Source organism: Pseudomonas sp. LB3P58 (assembly GCF_054897895.1).
The window spans coordinates 2,972,861-2,988,837 of the sequence record NZ_JBUBVE010000001.1; the positions used below are offsets into that span (position 1 = coordinate 2,972,861).

The 15,977-nt window shown below is 59.6% G+C and carries 15 protein-coding genes; 4 read left to right on the forward strand and 11 right to left on the reverse strand.

All coding sequences use genetic code 11. The features are described 5' to 3' along the window. Positions 1-343 precede the first annotated feature (343 nt). The 6 genes from pepN to ACYZTZ_RS13755 are packed head-to-tail and all read right to left on the reverse strand — an operon-like array spanning position 344 to position 6,860. Positions 344-3,001 carry an aminopeptidase N gene (pepN, locus tag ACYZTZ_RS13730; protein WP_461998589.1) on the reverse strand — a complete coding sequence of 886 codons (2,658 nt, stop codon included), beginning with the start codon at positions 2,999-3,001 and terminating at the stop codon, positions 344-346. A 10-nt stretch (positions 3,002-3,011) separates the two neighbouring features. Continuing rightward, on the reverse strand, positions 3,012-3,842 hold the full coding sequence (locus ACYZTZ_RS13735; protein ID WP_150657567.1) for a DUF2797 domain-containing protein: 831 nt from the start codon (positions 3,840-3,842) through the stop codon (positions 3,012-3,014). Beyond that, entirely contained in the window at positions 3,839-4,099 is a 261-nt protein-coding gene (locus ACYZTZ_RS13740; protein ID WP_461998590.1) for a YeaC family protein, read from the reverse strand. Before ACYZTZ_RS13740 ends, ACYZTZ_RS13735 begins: the two co-directional genes overlap by 4 nt. Before the next feature lie 33 nt (positions 4,100-4,132). Further along, a complete protein-coding gene (locus ACYZTZ_RS13745; RefSeq protein ID WP_461998591.1) occupies positions 4,133-5,002 on the reverse strand; it encodes a rhomboid family intramembrane serine protease in 870 nt (289 codons plus the stop codon). Then, on the reverse strand, positions 4,999-5,970 hold the full coding sequence (locus ACYZTZ_RS13750; protein WP_461998592.1) for a metallophosphoesterase: 972 nt from the start codon (positions 5,968-5,970) through the stop codon (positions 4,999-5,001). The genes ACYZTZ_RS13745 and ACYZTZ_RS13750 overlap by 4 nt, the downstream gene beginning before the upstream one ends. Then, a complete protein-coding gene (locus tag ACYZTZ_RS13755) occupies positions 5,970-6,860 on the reverse strand; it encodes an NAD(+) kinase (RefSeq protein WP_007906781.1) in 891 nt (296 codons plus the stop codon). The genes ACYZTZ_RS13750 and ACYZTZ_RS13755 overlap by 1 nt, the downstream gene beginning before the upstream one ends. A gap of 107 nt (positions 6,861-6,967) precedes the next feature. On the opposite strand from ACYZTZ_RS13755, the gene ACYZTZ_RS13760 reads away from it, so the two are divergent. Next, positions 6,968-7,918 (forward strand): DUF1853 family protein, encoded by a 951-nt coding sequence (locus ACYZTZ_RS13760; protein ID WP_461998593.1) that lies wholly within the window; start codon positions 6,968-6,970, stop codon positions 7,916-7,918. Positions 7,919-7,951: 33 nt separating this feature from the next. Here ACYZTZ_RS13760 and ACYZTZ_RS13765 read toward each other — a convergent pair whose 3' ends face one another. Further along, on the reverse strand, positions 7,952-9,235 hold the full coding sequence (locus tag ACYZTZ_RS13765; protein ID WP_461998594.1) for an arsenic transporter: 1,284 nt from the start codon (positions 9,233-9,235) through the stop codon (positions 7,952-7,954). 68 nt (positions 9,236-9,303) lie between these two features. Then, positions 9,304-10,407, reverse strand: a complete 1,104-nt coding sequence (locus ACYZTZ_RS13770) for a DUF2855 family protein (protein WP_461998595.1) — start codon at positions 10,405-10,407, stop codon at positions 9,304-9,306. Between the two features lie 55 nt (positions 10,408-10,462). Between ACYZTZ_RS13770 and ACYZTZ_RS13775 the strand changes: the two genes are divergently transcribed. Further along, positions 10,463-11,116 carry a TetR/AcrR family transcriptional regulator gene (locus tag ACYZTZ_RS13775; protein ID WP_461998596.1) on the forward strand — a complete coding sequence of 218 codons (654 nt, stop codon included), beginning with the start codon at positions 10,463-10,465 and terminating at the stop codon, positions 11,114-11,116. Positions 11,117-11,123: 7 nt separating this feature from the next. On the opposite strand, the gene ACYZTZ_RS13780 is transcribed toward ACYZTZ_RS13775, so the two are convergent. Further along, positions 11,124-11,684: an NADPH-dependent FMN reductase gene (locus tag ACYZTZ_RS13780; RefSeq protein WP_046048836.1), complete on the reverse strand. Its 561-nt coding sequence runs from the start codon at positions 11,682-11,684 to the stop codon at positions 11,124-11,126. A gap of 176 nt (positions 11,685-11,860) precedes the next feature. On the opposite strand from ACYZTZ_RS13780, the gene ACYZTZ_RS13785 reads away from it, so the two are divergent. Next, entirely contained in the window at positions 11,861-12,121 is a 261-nt protein-coding gene (locus tag ACYZTZ_RS13785; RefSeq protein ID WP_046048837.1) for a hypothetical protein, read from the forward strand. Between the two features lie 88 nt (positions 12,122-12,209). Beyond that, positions 12,210-13,103 carry a LysR family transcriptional regulator gene (locus ACYZTZ_RS13790; RefSeq protein WP_461998597.1) on the forward strand — a complete coding sequence of 298 codons (894 nt, stop codon included), beginning with the start codon at positions 12,210-12,212 and terminating at the stop codon, positions 13,101-13,103. Here ACYZTZ_RS13790 and ACYZTZ_RS13795 read toward each other — a convergent pair. Together ACYZTZ_RS13795 and ACYZTZ_RS13800 are read right to left on the reverse strand one after the other, a co-directional pair. Further along, complete coding sequence (locus tag ACYZTZ_RS13795; protein ID WP_461998598.1) at positions 13,069-13,683, reverse strand: GNAT family N-acetyltransferase; 615 nt, start codon at positions 13,681-13,683, stop codon at positions 13,069-13,071. The genes ACYZTZ_RS13790 and ACYZTZ_RS13795 overlap by 35 nt on opposite strands. Before the next feature lie 14 nt (positions 13,684-13,697). Next, complete coding sequence (locus ACYZTZ_RS13800) at positions 13,698-15,953, reverse strand: Orn/Lys/Arg family decarboxylase (RefSeq protein ID WP_461998599.1); 2,256 nt, start codon at positions 15,951-15,953, stop codon at positions 13,698-13,700. Positions 15,954-15,977 lie beyond the last annotated feature (24 nt).

Genomic DNA, 15,977 nt, shown 5'->3' on the forward strand with positions numbered 1-15,977 from the left:
GGCCGAGCGTTAGCTCGCCAGCCGCTCTTGATCTTGATTCACCCGCCCCTTCGGGAGGCTGAGTGGAGGTGTTCATCTGGGGGGTAGGCGCGCAGCGCCGTTCGACGAAGTCGAACACATCGAGAGGAGGTTGAAGCGAAGCCAACCGGAGGCGATGCCCCCAGATGAATGCCGGAACGAAGGAACGCCGAGCCTAGGCGAGGGGCCGGACGCTCGGGGCGAGCCTTTTTTTGCTTACTTTTTTTTGGTGTTTGAAAAAAAAGTGAGTCGCCGTAAGGGCGAAACCCTAAGTGGCCGTTACCGCAGGAATGGATATACACCCCCGCGGAAACAAACCCCCAACTCAGGCCAGGCTTTTGCTGACCACCTCAAACACATCACTCGACAACTGACCCGAAGCACGAATCCGCTCCAGCTCACCTTTCATCAACGCCTGACGCGCATCGTCATACTTGCGCCAGCGAGTCAGCGGCGCCAACTGCCGAGAAGCGATCTGCGGATTAAACCCGTTCAACTCAATCACCAGATCCGCGAGGAACCGATAACCCGAACCATCGGCCGCATGGAAGTTGATCAGGTTCTGCCCGGCAAACGCGCCGACCAGTGCCCGCACCTTGTTCGGGTTCTTGATGTTGAATGCCGGATGCTGCATCAACGCCTTGACCCGCTCAAGGCCACCCGGCAACACGCTGCCCGCCTGGACGCTGAACCACTGATCCATGACCAGCGGGTTGTCCTTGAAGTGCTCGGCAAAACTCGCCAGTGCCGTGGCCTTCTCTTCTTCGAACGACGAATTCACCAACACTGCCAACGCCGTCAAGCGCTCGGTCATGTTGTCGCTGGTCTCGAACTGCTCAAGCGTCGCCGCCACCACTTGCGGTTTACCGCTGAGCATCAGGTAGGACAGCGCAATGTTCTGCAATGCGCGACGAGCGAAGTGCTCGGCCTCAGCCACATACGGGGTTTTCTTCGACAGATCGCGATTGGCCTGATAACGCAGCCACAACGCTTCGAACAAACCTTCTGCCAATTGTTTACGAGCAAACTCGCGAGCGATGTGAATGGCGTCAACGTCCGCCACTTCGCTGATTTCGGTGAGATACGCCTCGCCCGGCAGCGAAAGCATTTCCGCAACCATCGCCTGATCCAGCGTCTCGTCGGACAACACGGTGCGCAAGGCAGAAATCAAACGCTGATCCAGCACCAGTTTCTCGCCCTTTTGCTGCTGAGCAATCAGCTCTTGCAGCACCTGAACCGACAATTGCTGACCCGCATCCCAGCGGTTGAACCCGTCGCTGTCGTGCTGCATCAGGAACATCAGTTGATCGCGGTTGTACGGGAAGCTCAGTTTCACCGGCGCCGAGAAGCCACGCAGCAACGAAGGCAATGGCTGTTCCGCGATGTCGATGAAGGTGAATGTCTGCTCGGCTTCGGTCACCGAAATGACCCGTGAGGTGCCTTGAGCGCTGGCTTCACCGGAAAGACGCAACGCAATGGCCGCACCTTTGGCGTCCAGCAGGCCCAACTCGACCGGGATCACGAACGGCAGCTTCTCAACCTTGTCCGGGGTTGCCGGGCAGCTTTGACGGAACGTCAGGCTGTAGGTTTTCGCCGCCGCGTCGTAGGACTCGCTGACCGCCAGGCGCGGTGTGCCAGCCTGGCTGTACCAGCGTTTGAACTGGGTCAGGTCGACACCGTTGGCGTCTTCCATGGCTTTAATGAAGTCGTCGCAAGTCACGGCCTGGCCGTCATGGCGTTCGAAGTACAGGTCGCTGCCTTTGCGGAAGCCTTCGGCGCCAAGCAAGGTATGGATCATGCCGACCACTTCCGAGCCCTTTTCGTACACGGTCAGGGTGTAGAAGTTGGAAATCTCGATGAAGCTGTCCGGGCGCACGGCGTGAGCCATCGGGCCGGCGTCTTCGGCGAACTGGTGGGTGCGCAGGTACGCCACGTCCTGGATGCGCTTGACCGTGGCCGAGTTCATGTCGGCTGAGAAGCCCGAATCGCGGAACACAGTGAAGCCTTCCTTGAGCGACAACTGGAACCAGTCGCGGCAGGTCACGCGGTTGCCCGACCAGTTGTGGAAGTACTCGTGGGCAACAATCGCCTCGACCCGCTGGTGCGCGGCGTCGGTCGCGGTTTCAGCGCGGGCCAGCACGGCGCTGGAGTTGAAGATGTTGAGGCCCTTGTTCTCCATGGCGCCCATGTTGAAGTCGTTGACCGCGACGATCATGAAGATGTCCAGGTCGTACTCGCGACCGTACACCTCTTCGTCCCAGCGCATGGACTTCTTCAGGCTGTTCATGGCGTGCTGGCACTTGTCGATGTTTTCCGGCTCGACATAAATGCGCAGTGCCACGGAGCGATCGGTCATGGTGGTGAAGGTGTCTTCGACGCACCACAAATCACCGGCCACCAGCGCGAACAGGTAGGCAGGTTTCTTGAACGGATCTTCCCAGGTCGCCCAGTGCCGGCCGTCTTCGCCCGGACCGCTGGCAATCGGGTTGCCGTTGGACAGCAACACCGGATAACTGTGCTGCTCGGCCACCACCGTGGTGGTGAACGTGCTCATCACGTCCGGACGGTCGAGGTAATAAGTGATCTTGCGAAAGCCTTCGGCCTCACACTGGGTGCAGAACATCGTGCCGGACTTGTACAGGCCTTCCAGCGCGGTGTTGGTTTCTGGATGGATCTTGACGCTGGTGTCGACCGTGAAGGTGGTGCTGGTCGGGTGCAGCGTCAGGTGGTTTTCCGTCAACTGATAGTCGGCGACGGTCAATTCGTTGTCGGCCAGGGTGACCGACAGCAATTCAAGCTGCTGGCCATCCAGCACCAGCGGCGGCAGGCCCGGGCCACGTTCAGGATTGCGGCGCATCACCAGTTGCGCATGGACCAGGCTGTGGTCCTCGAACAACTCGAAGGTCAGGTGCGTCTCGTCGATCAGGTACTCGGGCGCCTGATAGTCCTTCAGGTAGATCATCTTCGGTTGTTCGGTGCGCATGCTGGAGTCCTTACTGATGCACGGCGAGCTGGTAGGCCGTGTATTTACGAATATTGATTACGCCGGTGTCGAAGATCAAGTACTGGCCCTTGATTCCCAACAGCGTGCCTTCGGCAATCGGATTCTTGTCCAGGTTGAAGCTGACGATTTTGGCCGGGTATTGCTCGACCGGATAGCGGATTTCGAGCGTTTCTACATCGGTAATGGTCTGGATCGCCTGTAGGCCGAATCGTTCCTGCAAACCTTGCAATCCTTCGGCGCAACTGTCGAACAGCTGATCACGAACCTGCGCCAGGTCGACCGACACCGCATCGCCCTTGAGCAAAGCACGCCAGTTGGTCTTGTCCGCCACCTGACTGCGGAACAGGTCTTCGACGAAGCCCGACTGCTGACGGGTCGAGACACGCATGATTGGCAAGGCCTGACGGGCGCCCTGATCGATCCAACGGGTCGGCAACTGGGTGGCACGGGTAATCCCGACCTTCACCCCCGAAGAGTTGGACAGATACACAATGTGATCCGTCATGCAGAACTTCTCGCCCCACTCCGGCTCACGGCAGGTGCCAGCGTCGTAGTGGCAACGCTCCGGGCTCATGATGCAGATATCGCACTGGGCCAGTTTGGTCATGCACGGGTAGCAGTAGCCCTGGCTGAAACTGGTTTTGGTCTTGCGTCCGCAATGGGTGCAATGAATCGCCCCCAGGTATTCCAGGCGCACCGTGGTCCCGATCAAGGGATTGACCGGCACCTCGACGTCGTCCAGACGAAACGCGTACTGCACGTTCGGCCCGTCAAGGCGCGCCGACATTTTGCTGATTGCACCGCGGCCAAGCTCGATCAATGGACGGCATCCGACTTGAACAGGATATTGGGCACTTCGATCGACTTGGAGCCGCACTCCTGCACGCCCATGTAACCGGTGCGCTCGTGCTCGGGCAGGTTCTGGATTTCCCAGGCGATCATCGCTTGCAGCGACAGTTCGCGTTGTTCGGCGGTGAGTTTGCCACCGTCGGACCATTTACCGATTTCCACCGCCAGTTTCAGGCTCTGGTAGATATCAGGGGTGATGTTGTTGATCATTTCGTTAAAAGAGGACATCAAGGGCTCCGCGCTCTTTATTGACATAACTAGTTAGACGGCCAGTTTACGGCGGTTGTACAAACCACCCAACAAACCGGTCAAGCATCCGACGAGCAACCCGCCGACGTGGGCCGCGTTGGCAATTTCACCGAAGCCGATCATCGAGACCAGCCCGGACAGGCACAGCAGCAGCCAGACCAGCATCATCACCAGCACGCCGCGCGGCAGGCTATAAGCACGGTTCGGCGAAATCAGCTGGAAAATCCAGCAATGCCCAAGTAGACCGTAGAGCACGCCGGACAACCCGCCGAACAGGGTCGGGCCACTGAAATAATACTGGGCGTAGTTAGACACCAGACTGAAAAGCAAGGTCAAGCCGATCAGGTTGATGCTGCCCTGGCGCGACTCGATGCGTCGGCCCAGTTCCCAATACCACATGCCGTTCATGGCCAGGTGCAGGATGCCGAAGTGGATCAGCATCGGTGTCACCAGACGCCACCATTGCCCCGCCGCCAGGCTGTCGGCCAACGGCACAAAATGGATGTACTCGCCGACAACGCGGAAATCGAGGAAGGTCAGCCAGCGCATCGTGTCGAGGTTTTCGCCCAGCAGCGTCACCGCGCCGACAAGCAGGCTCAGCAGCAACACGAACGCTGTCGCCTTGGCGTGGCGCAGTTGCTCGACGAAACTTGGGCGCTTTATGGTTTGCGCCACCGGAATGTCCAGCTGTAGATCGGGATCACCGGCCGGGAAGCGTTCGTACAACGAGCGGACGTCTTCGCTGATGTTGGCCGGCACCCACAGCACCTGCTCACCCGCCTCCTCACTGACCCGATGCGGCACCTGCATGCGCTGCAACAGTTTGACGAACCCGCTCAAGTCCACCGCCAGCGGCAGCCGTAAAACAGCAACGGCACTCATCGCAGCACCTCCGGCCGCTCGACATCGACCCAGACAAATTTATGCGGGTCGAGACGGGTTTCCTGGTCCAGACGATAGGCAACCAATTTGCCGTAAAGCACCGCGCTGTAATCCAGACAGGCCAGATTCGGCCGGATTGGCACCGGTTTGCCGCTGCGCCAGTAATGGCCCACGAACAACAGTGGCTCATCAACGCCATAGCGCAGCAAGGTGTTTTTTTCAGTGGACGACAGCGGCGTCCGGGCCACCGGTTCGGGCAAGGCGTCGGGCTGGAACACGATGTCTCCGTAGGTTTGCGGGTCGTCCTCCCAGAATTTGGTGCGGAAGAACGAACGCGTCAGGCCATCGCCACTGGTCATGGTCAACCCATGAGGCAAGCGCATGTCGGTGCCGCGCAGCAGGCGGTCGAACACGGTGCAGGCGAAACTGCCGGGCACCGCGGAGGCCTGGAGGAAGTGCTCGTCGACGCAGCCGTTGGGGAACAGGGCTCGCAGCGGTTCGATCAGCCCCGCGTCCCAGCAGGCATGCACCACCCGGAAACGCCCGGCATCGACGAACAATGGCATCTCATAGAACCATTGCAGGAAGTCATGCCAGTCAGCCGGATGGTCTTCGAACTGAGTCAGGGTTTCGTTCAGCAAACGGGCATGGCGCGGGGTGTGTTCACGCACGAACTGCTTGCCGCTGCCCGGAGGCGCCGACGTGCTCCAGCCGAGGGCGTTGAATTCATGGTTACCCATGATGCACAGCGCCTGACCGGCTTCGACCATGTCGTGGACGATGTGCAGCGCTTCGCGAATCCGCGGGCCGCGGTCGATGATGTCACCGACGAACACCGCCATACGCGACGGATGCCGCCAGACGCCAGCGTGTTTTTGATAACCGAGCCGGTCGAGCAAGTGCTCAAGGGTCAGAGCGCAACCGTGCACGTCACCGATCAGGTCGTAGCTACGCGCGGGATCGAGCATCAGTCGCCTCCACCACCCAATTTGCTGCCCCAACCGAGTTTGGTCCGGCAGACTTCATAGTAGTTGTGGTCGAGCGGGTGAATCAGCCGCAGCTTCTGGGCCTTCTTGCTGATGGTGATGGTGTCACCCGGCGCGCAGGTGAAATGATTCTGCCCGTCACAGGAAACTTGCGGGTAAATCTGCATATCTTTGGACACGACGATTTTCAGCTCACTGTTGCCATCGACCACAATCGGCCTGCCCGACAAGGTATGGGGGTACATCGGCACAATCACAATAGCATCGAGCTTGGGATGCATGATCGGCCCGCCCGCCGACAGCGCGTAAGCGGTCGAACCGGTCGGCGTGGCGACGATCAGGCCGTCGGCCTTCTGGCTGCAGACGAACTGGCCGTCGATGTACAACTCGAACTCGATCATCCGCGTCGATTTGCCGGGGTGCAGCACTACATCGTTCAGCGCGTCGCCCTGACCAATGGCCTCGGCGTGGCGGCGGACTTCGGCTTGCAACAGGAAGCGGTTTTCCACCAGATAGTGGCCGTCGAGCACTTCGGCGACTTTGACTTCCAGCTCATCGGGGCGAATATCGGTCAGGAAGCCCAGGCTGCCACGGTTGATGCCGAGCACCGGAATATTGTGTCGGGCCAGTGCGCGGGCGGCGCCCAACAGGCTGCCGTCACCACCGACCACAATCACCATGTCACATACTTCGCCGAGCATCTTGCGCGACGAGGTTTGCAAGCCATGACCCGGCAAGACTTCGGCGATGGTGTCTTCGAGGATCACGTGCAGGTGACGATCGAGCAGAAACCGTTTCAGTCGGCGGACGGTATCCAGCACCTGAGAACTGCCCAGGCGACCGATGATGCCGATATTACGAAATTGCTCCATGAGGTTCCTGCGCGGCGGCGAAAAACACGATTATGGGCGAAAGCGCGGGATAGACAAAATCCTTTCAGCCACAACGGCGTACTCACGATTGAGGCTATGCTCGCAAGATGATCCTATTTCCCGATTTGCTGCAGTTACCCCACCAGTTGCGCCACCCCGAAGTGCGCGACCTGGCCTGGGTCATCCTCGCGCCGCCGATGCTTGGCGTCACGACGTGGCCGCAGCGTCACCCGCTGACCGGCAGTGACTGGGTACAAGCACCGGAGCGGCTGGAACGGTGGCTACGGCAACTCGATCACGACAGTTATGACTTGCTGCACTGGCTGGCGCAGGCCCGGACCCGGCGATTGGGCTTGTACTACGAACGCCTCTGGCAATACGCCGTGCGGCACGCACCGGGTATCGACTTGATTGCCGCGAACATGCCGATCCGCCGCGAAGGCCACACGCTGGGCGAGCTGGACATGCTGCTGCGCGATCGTGACGGCGTGCACCATCTGGAACTGGCGATCAAACTTTACCTTGGCCCGCAAAATGGCGACGGACACGACACGGCGCAGTGGCTCGGCCCCGGTTGCCATGATCGGCTGGACCGCAAACTGGCCCATCTGACTCAGCATCAATTGCCGATTTCGGCGCGCCCGGAGAGCCGTGAAGTATTGGCGGCGCTGGATATCCAGCAGTTCAGTGCGCATTTGTGGCTGGGCGGCTATTTGCTGTATCCGTGGCCGGGACCGGCCGAGCCACCGAATGGCGCACATCCCCAGCATTTACGCGGTAGCTGGCTGCACCAGAAGGACTGGGCAGACTTTGTCGTGCAACGACCGTTCGGTCGCTGGCAACCCCTGCCCCGCCATGCCTGGCTGGCACCGGCACACTATCCAGTGGAACAGACCTGGAGCATTGAACAGCTGAATGCCTGGCTCAGCGATCTCGAGCCACTGGCCCCGGCGCAGTTGCTGGTGCGACTCACAGAAAACGCCCAGGGCGATTGGGAAGAAGCCGAGCGGCTGTTTCTGGTGGCGGATCTTTGGCCGAATGTGCCTGGCAGTGGCTGAGTTTTGTGGTGACTGCAATGACCCCTTCGCGGTCTAGATGGACAACCGCACAGCCAGCGCCGCCAACGTCACCAATAACACCGGCACCGTCAGCACAATCCCCACCTTGAAGTAATACCCCCAGCCGATCCGAATGCTCTTGCGTTCCAGCACATGCAACCACAGCAACGTCGCCAGGCTGCCGATCGGCGTAATTTTCGGCCCCAGGTCGCTGCCGATGACGTTGGCGTAGATCATCGCCTCCTTCACCACCCCGGTCGCCTGGCTGGCATCGATTGACAGCAAACCAATCAGCACCGTCGGCAGATTGTTCATCATCGACGACAGCAGCGCCGTCAGCACGCCCGCGCCCATGGCCGCGCCCCACACGCCGTAACTGGCAAAACCATCCAGCCATCCGGCCAGATACCCCGTGAGCCCCGCGTTGCGCAGGCCATACACCACCAGGTACATGCCCAGCGAGAAAATCACGATATGCCAGGGCGCTTCTTTGATGACTTTGCGCGTGGATATTTTGTGACCACGGGCCGCGATGGCCAGCAGCAAGGCCGCGCACACCGCAGAGATGGCACTGATCGGAATCCCCAGCGGTTCCAGCGCGAAGCAGCCGAGCAGCAGAATCACCAACACCGCCCAACCGGCATAAAACGTGGCGTTGTCGTGGATCGCAGAAGCCGGATGCGCCAGTTGCTCGGGGTCGTAATCCTTGGGAATGTCACGACGGAAAAACCACATCAGCATCGCCAGGGTCGCCGCGACACTCACCAGGTTGACCGGGATCATCACCGCCGCGTAGCGATTGAAACTGATGTGGAAGAAGTCCGCGGAAACGATGTTCACCAGGTTCGACACCACCAACGGCAGACTCGCCGTGTCAGCGATGAAACCGGCGCCCATGACGAACGCCAGGGTCGCCGCCGGGGAAAAGCGCAACGCCAGCAGCATGGAAATCACGATGGGCGTGAGAATCAGCGCCGCCCCGTCGTTGGCGAACAACGCCGACACCAACGCGCCGAGCAGCACCATATAAGCAAACAGCTTGCGTCCGCTGCCCCGCCCCCAACGAGCCACATGCAACGCCGCCCAGGCGAAGAACCCCGCCTCGTCCAGCAGCAGACTGATGACAATCAGCGCGACAAAAGTCCCGGTGGCGTTCCAGATAATCTGCCACACCAGCGGGATGTCGCTGAGGTGTACGACCCCGAAAATCAGCGCAAGCACCGCGCCGAATACCGCACTCCAGCCAACGCCAAGGCCTTTTGGCTGCCAGATCACCAAGGTGATGGTCAGCAGGAAAATCAACGATGCGGTCAACATGCAAAAGCAGCCTTCAAACAAGGGCAGCTAAAATAGCGCAGATCACCAGGCCCATATAGCCGCTAACCTCACAACCGAATCACATGCCCCTCCACCGGCGCGATCTGGCCGTGGAACAGCCGGGCAATCACGCTCTGCGCGGCTTCATAGCCTTTGCTCTCGACCACTTCCAGCAATGGTTTATCAGCCGCCGTCAACTGCCGGTAAAAACGCTGCAAACCCTCACCAATATGCTGACTGACCCCTTCTGGGCCCCACTCGGCATTGCGCTTGCGGATCTGGATCGGCGCGAAAAAGAACACCGGTTGCGGCCCTTCAATGGCCGTCAATCTAGCCTCATCGGTGCTTTGCGCAGAACCGGCGAAGCAGCTGTAAACCAACTGCCCGGCAAAATGCTGGTGGACCTGATCCCGTAAATCCAGGTCGCCGGAAAAATCCACATACAACGTAGGACGGTCATTGGCCAGGCTCGCCAGTTCTGCGTAGGTCACCGTTCGCTCGTAACAACCGAGTTTCTCGACAAACGCCTTGTTGCCGGGCGAGGTCAGCGCCACCCGCTCCAGGTCAGGGTGACTTTCCAGGCAGACCGCCGTGCCATAGGCGGTTTTGCTCGAAGCACTGGAGAACACCAGCCGGGTTGCGCCGAAAAACTGGTTGTCCTGGAGGAAGTCCGCGAGCATCGACGACGTCAGGAACAACGGCTTGAGTAAAATCTGCAGGTTTTCGGTTTCTGGGCTGTAGTACGAATCCCAGCTGCAACGGGTGTATTGGTTGTAAGCCGACGTCAGTGCCTGCCGATGCTCGGCGCCATCATAGAAACCACGCTCAGTGACCCGCTCCGGGCGCATCCACAGATGGCTGGCAATCGGAAAATACCCGTAGAAGCGCTCCCCGACCTTGATGCCCGCCACATCAGACGCCACGACATCGGCAAAACCCCAGGCCGGGATGTGACCCCATTCCGCCAGCCCTGTCGGGAAGAACCCCCAGTAATTCATCAAATCGCCATACGCGGCATAGGTAATGTTGTTGGTGGTCAACGCGCACCGGCCGATCTTCAATATCACCTCTCCGGCAGCCGGAATCAGGCTACGTCGTTCCTGCTCGACTCGACTCTGGTCAAGGGCGTTTTTGCGGGTAATCAGCCGTGTTACCGTGCTCGGACTTTGCATCTTTCAGACTCCTGCTGCGAGTGAGTGGCGGGTAGCACCAGAGTAATGGCAGCCGATGAAGAGCGGGTTCGGAAACACCAAGGGCATCGCGCCCACCCTCAATCCCCGCGCAAAGCCGCTGAAACGGCCGAGTCAGGCCCGGGCGGTTTTCACTGTGCATGCCATTTATGAGGCGTTTGTTCGGATTTGGCGGCGCGATGGCTGGTCGGGTTTGACCACGCGCGCGGTCGCATTGGAAGCCGGCGTTGCCATCGGCACGCTGTACGACTACTTCCCAAGCAAGGAAGCCTTGTTGTCAGGTTACGTCCGACATTGCCTGGAGCGCCTGTTGCAGCAGGTGGATGAACAAGTCGTACAGCCCACGGATCTGGATTGGCAGACCCGGACCAACCGTCTGATACGCCTGACCTGTGACCCGGTCGAGGCCAGGCAACCGTTGTTCGACTATGAACTGATGACCCTCGAACACCAGATCGCCGAACCCAAACACCATCGGCGAGTGTTCCAGGATCTGTCGCAGAAGTGGCGCGAAGCCTTCGCAGCCTGTACCGATTTGCCCGTATGCCCTTCAGAAACAACCATTGATGCCTGGCTAATCACGGCTTGGGGCGGTCGCCGTTATTGCGTCACTGCACAACCTGCGGCGGCGCAAACCGCCACATGGCTGCTGGAGATTGAATCGATGATCTGTGGCCGGCTCCGTGGCTAAATGAGCGTCATTGCTTTTTATGCTGTTCAACCCACTGTCCATATGCATTGATGAATTTTTGCAAAAACGGTTTGAGCGACTCGGACAGGTTACCCGCCTCGTCGAACGCTGAACCGGCGCCGCTCAAGTAGGCTTCCGGTTGCTGCATGCACGGCACATCCAGAAACACCATGGACTGGCGCAGGTGGTGATTGGCGCCAAAACCGCCGATAGCGCCCGGCGAAGCACTGATCACCGCTCCGGGCTTGCCGCTCCAGGCACTCTTGCCATAGGGACGCGAACCCACATCGATCGCATTCTTCATCGGCGCTGGCACCGAACGGTTGTATTCGGGGGTCACGAACAGCACCGCGTCGGATGAGCTCACTTGTTGCCGGAAAGTGCTGTAGGCTGCCGGCGGTGAAGCACCATCGATGTCCTCGTTGTAGAGCGGCAGATCGCCGATTTCGACGATAACCAGTTTGAGATTGGCAGGCGCCAACTCGGCCAGGGCCAGCGCCACCTTGCGATTGATCGATTCCTTTCTCAAGCTGCCGACCAGTACAGCGATCGTATAGACGTTGCTCATGGAAGATTCTCGACTGTTCGATGGAAAGAGCTAGTAGTTATAGATGACGATTCAAGCAGTGGGCGACTGAAAAACGCCGCCCCTGACTATTTTTTTCCTGTAGGAAAACTTACCTCGCCCAACCACGGTCTACAGAGCCGCAAATTGAGTGATTTATCCCCAGAGGTTCTAAGCAGATGGCAGCAGTACTCGTCGGTCAGTTCCATGCAAGAGACGCGGAAGGCCGCGTTTATTCCGTGCATGAGTTCCAGGAATCCACCCCGTCGGCAGACGGTCTCACTGGCTCGGTGCCTGTCACCACTTATAAGCTGGCCATTGGCGATCGCGTAAAAAAGCTCGATGACAACCAGTTTTTGCTGGTGCAATCGGACGTCACTATCGTGCGCGAGCCCGACACCTATGTCGGCAGCCGGCCGGAAACCAACGTCGCTTCATAACCCCGTGTTATGAGCAGAAGTCATATGCGCGCACTTGAGTTAGGATTCAGCCACTGACTCCCTCACCTGCTGAACATGGACTTCACGCATGCGTTTACGTCATATCGAAGTGATCCAGGCGCTCCTGCAGACCGGTCACCTGGGCACCGCCGCCGAATGGCTGCAGTTGCCTGTGGCCGAAGTCGAAGGGATTCTGCGCGACGCCGAGGATCAGTTGGGTTTCATGCTGTTTTCCAGCGTGCGTGGACGCTTGCAGGCCACGCGCGAGGCGCGGGAGTTGCAGGTCCAGATCGCCCACGTCTATGAAGCGCTCGAGCCGGTTCAGCGGCTGGCCAACAGCCTCAAGCAATATCAGGCTCCGCCCTTGCGGATCGTCTGCACGCCGCCCCTGTCACAGCAGCTATTGCCACAGAGCATTGCCGCCCTGCGCCGACGCCTTCCCGACGCACCTTGCACCCTTCTGAGCCAACCTACCCGCGAGATCGTCAGAAACCTGCTGCTGCGCGAAAGCGATCTGGGCCTGAGCCTGCATGACCCCGATCACGCCGACATTCATTGCCAAGTGATCGCCCAAGGCAAACTTCAGCTGCTGGCACCCCACGGCTGGTTGCAACCCAAACAAAAGTACATCTCGCTGCAGGACCTGGCCGGCCAATCGATGGTGGGCCTGGAAGGTCATGATCCGCTGAGCCCGGCGCTGGAAAACAAACTGCATGCCCTGCGCCCTGCCCCGGTCATTCAAACCCGGGTACAGACTCACCAGATGATGCGCAGCATGGTCGAGGCCGGCGAAGGTCTGGCCATCGTCGACCCTTTCACCGCCCTCGGGGCTAAATCGGCCGGGCTGGATGCCTGCCCGCTGGCGCCGGCCGTGCCGATCAGCCTTTATGCCTTGACCCTCAAGAACGGCGAACCATCACCGGCGATTCAGGCATTGCTGGGCATCATCACGGAACAAGCCGTGGCGATGTTGGCGAACTAACCGGGGTTTCCAGCGGATTATCGAACAATCGATACCAGAACAGCGCCACTTCGGCGGTGTTCGGATCGATCCCGCGATAGCGCAGATGATCGATTCCGCCCAAGACGTAACCGCGACGCTCATAGAGCCGGCAGGCCCCCAGGTTGTTGTTCTGGGTTTCAAGCATGATGCCCGGCAGTTTCTTTTTGCGGCTCCAGAACTGCGCCACATCCAGCAGGGCCTTGGCCACGCCATGACGGCGCGCCGGCGCATGCACCGCCAACTCGTCGATATGGGCAAAGCCGTTCCAGTTGGTGCTGACCACCAGATGACCCACCGGTTCATCATCGAGATAAGCCATGAAAATCGCGCTGTCAGCAGCATCGCGGAAACTGCTGAACTCTTCGGGATCGATGCCGTAGCACTTTCGATAAGGCGTGATCGGCGTCACCGGCCATTGCTCCACCGGTTTGCCGATTTCGGCTGCGCCGTAGGCCGCGACTTCAAAACTGAAATCGCTGCCCCAGATATAGGCCGCAAAACCTTCGTCGGCAACGCGCACCGACAGCCCTGGGTATTTCGGATTCATGATCGGTTGCATACTGGGAAAGGTCCTCATTCCTTGATGCAATCAACGGTGTAATGCCGTCCATTGCCCTCGTCTTCGTGTTGCAATCCGTGCACATCAGCGACAAACCCCGGGAAGCTGCTATCGAACGTGCGCGCAAATGCCAGGTAATCGATGATCGAGCGTGTCGACTCGGTAAAGCGCTCGCCGGGCATGATCAACGGAATCCCCGGCGGGTACGGCACCAGCATCACCGCGGCGATCCGCCCATCCAGAGCATCGATCGACACCGCTTCAACGTCGCCACGCACCAATTGATCATAGGCGTCAGACGGCTTCATGGCGATTTCCGGCAGCACCGTGTACATGCGCTTGAGGTGTTTGGCCGTGGCATTACTGCGATAGCAGGCGTGCAATTGATCGCACAGATCGCGCAACCCCATGCCCTGATAGCGCGCGACATTCTCTTGTGCCACGCACGGCAGGCACGTCGCGAGGCTGACATTGGCATCGTAGCTGCGCTTGAACTCCAGCAACTCGGTCAGCAGCGTGCTCCATTTACCCTTGGTGATGCCCATGGAGAACAACACCAGGAATGAATACAGCCCGGTCTTTTCAACGACCAACCCACGTTCCCAAAGGAATTTGCTGACCACCGCCGCCGGAATCCCACGCTCGCTGAGGGCGCCTCCTGCCGTCAGGCCCGGCATCACCAACGTGACCTTGATCGGATCAAGCAGCACGTAGTCGTCGGTCACGCCGCCAAAGCCGTGCCAGTCGGCGTCGGGTTGCAGCAGCCAGTCATCGGTGACCACACGGTTGATGCCCTCCACCGACGGCGGCTGCCAGATGGAAAACCACCAATCGTCAGCGGCGATGTGTTGGCGCAAATTGGCCAGCGCCCGGCGAAAGCTCAGCGCTTCGTCAAACATTTCCTGCAACAGCGAACGCCCGGCCGGGCCTTCCATCATGGCCGACGCCACATCCAGCGAAGCGATGATGCTGTACTGCGGCGAGGTAGAGATGTGCATCATGAACGCTTCATTGAAGCGATCCCGATCCAGCTGCCGCGCGCCGCCGTCCTGGACGTGAATCATCGACGCCTGGCTGAACGCCGCCAGCAGTTTGTGGGTGGAATGGGTGGTGAACACCAGCGGGCCGTCTTCACTGCGGGAAGTGCCCATGCCGTAACGCCCGGCGAAGAACTCGTGAAACGCCGCGTAGGCATACCAGGCCTCATCGAAGTGCAAGACCTCGACGCTGTTGCCCAGTTGCTGCTTGATCAGCTCAGCGTTGTAGCAGAGGCCGTCGTACGTCGAATTGGTCACCACCGCCAACTTGACCTTGGGCGCTCGGCCCTTGGTCAGCGGGCTGGCGTCGATCTTGGCCTGAATCGATTCGCGGCTGAATTCGCTTAATGGAATCGGGCCGATGATCCCCAGCTCATTGCGCTCCGGGCACAGGTACAGCGGAATGGCGCCGGTCATGATGATCGAGTGCAATATCGACTTGTGGCAGTTGCGATCCACCAACACCAAGTCATCGCGAGCGACCATCGAATGCCAGACGATTTTGTTGGCGGTCGAGGTGCCATTGATCACAAAGAACGTGTGATCGGCGCCGAAATTGCGGGCAGCACGGGCCTCGGCTTCTGCCAGCGGACCGGTGTGATCGAGCAAAGAACCGAGTTCCGGCACCGACACCGACAAATCGGAACGCAGGGTATTTTCCCCGAAGAACTGGTGAAACGCCTGACCCACCGGGCTCTTGTGGTACGCCACGCCGCCGCCATGGCCGGGTGTGTGCCAGGAATAATTGGAGTCGGCCGTGTGCTGCACCAGCGCTTTGAAAAACGGCGGCAGCAGACCATCCAGATATTTGCGTGCCGCTCGGGCGACCTGCCTGGCCAGAAAAGGCACGGTGTCTTCGAACAGATAAAGAATCCCGCGCAGCTGATTGAGTTCGGCCATGGCGTCGGCGGGTGCATTCTCCAGGGTCACCTGCTCACCCAGCGCGAAGATCGGCAAGTCGGGCGCACGCACCCGCGCCAGGCCAATGAGTTCGGCCATGTTGTGCAATAGATGAGAGTGAGTACTGGCGTCTTCGGCCGCAATCAACATGCAGGAAAGACCGTGATGGGTCGAGGCGACCAGACGTCCTTCGGTGTAATCCACCGCCGAGACAATGCTGAAGCCTTCCTGCTCCAGCTCCCGGGCGATGCCACGCACGCGATCACCGGCGACGGTGTCGGCCTTGATGTCGCGATGGACGATCAGGACCGGGAATTTCAAATCTTTATACATGAGGCTCAGTGTCCTGAGGCGGCA

Coding starts and splice junctions, on each gene's coding strand:
- pepN (WP_461998589.1), bottom strand. CDS start 3,001: ATGCGCACCGAACAACCGAAGATGATCTACCTGAAGGACTATCAGGCG.
- ACYZTZ_RS13740 (WP_461998590.1), bottom strand. CDS start 4,099: ATGTCCTCTTTTAACGAAATGATCAACAACATCACCCCTGATATCTAC.
- ACYZTZ_RS13745 (WP_461998591.1), bottom strand. CDS start 5,002: ATGAGTGCCGTTGCTGTTTTACGGCTGCCGCTGGCGGTGGACTTGAGC.
- ACYZTZ_RS13750 (WP_461998592.1), bottom strand. CDS start 5,970: ATGCTCGATCCCGCGCGTAGCTACGACCTGATCGGTGACGTGCACGGT.
- ACYZTZ_RS13755 (WP_007906781.1), bottom strand. CDS start 6,860: ATGGAGCAATTTCGTAATATCGGCATCATCGGTCGCCTGGGCAGTTCT.
- ACYZTZ_RS13760 (WP_461998593.1), top strand. CDS start 6,968: ATGATCCTATTTCCCGATTTGCTGCAGTTACCCCACCAGTTGCGCCAC.
- ACYZTZ_RS13765 (WP_461998594.1), bottom strand. CDS start 9,235: ATGTTGACCGCATCGTTGATTTTCCTGCTGACCATCACCTTGGTGATC.
- ACYZTZ_RS13770 (WP_461998595.1), bottom strand. CDS start 10,407: ATGCAAAGTCCGAGCACGGTAACACGGCTGATTACCCGCAAAAACGCC.
- ACYZTZ_RS13775 (WP_461998596.1), top strand. CDS start 10,463: ATGAAGAGCGGGTTCGGAAACACCAAGGGCATCGCGCCCACCCTCAAT.
- ACYZTZ_RS13780 (WP_046048836.1), bottom strand. CDS start 11,684: ATGAGCAACGTCTATACGATCGCTGTACTGGTCGGCAGCTTGAGAAAG.
- ACYZTZ_RS13785 (WP_046048837.1), top strand. CDS start 11,861: ATGGCAGCAGTACTCGTCGGTCAGTTCCATGCAAGAGACGCGGAAGGC.
- ACYZTZ_RS13790 (WP_461998597.1), top strand. CDS start 12,210: ATGCGTTTACGTCATATCGAAGTGATCCAGGCGCTCCTGCAGACCGGT.
- ACYZTZ_RS13795 (WP_461998598.1), bottom strand. CDS start 13,683: ATGCAACCGATCATGAATCCGAAATACCCAGGGCTGTCGGTGCGCGTT.
- ACYZTZ_RS13800 (WP_461998599.1), bottom strand. CDS start 15,953: ATGTATAAAGATTTGAAATTCCCGGTCCTGATCGTCCATCGCGACATC.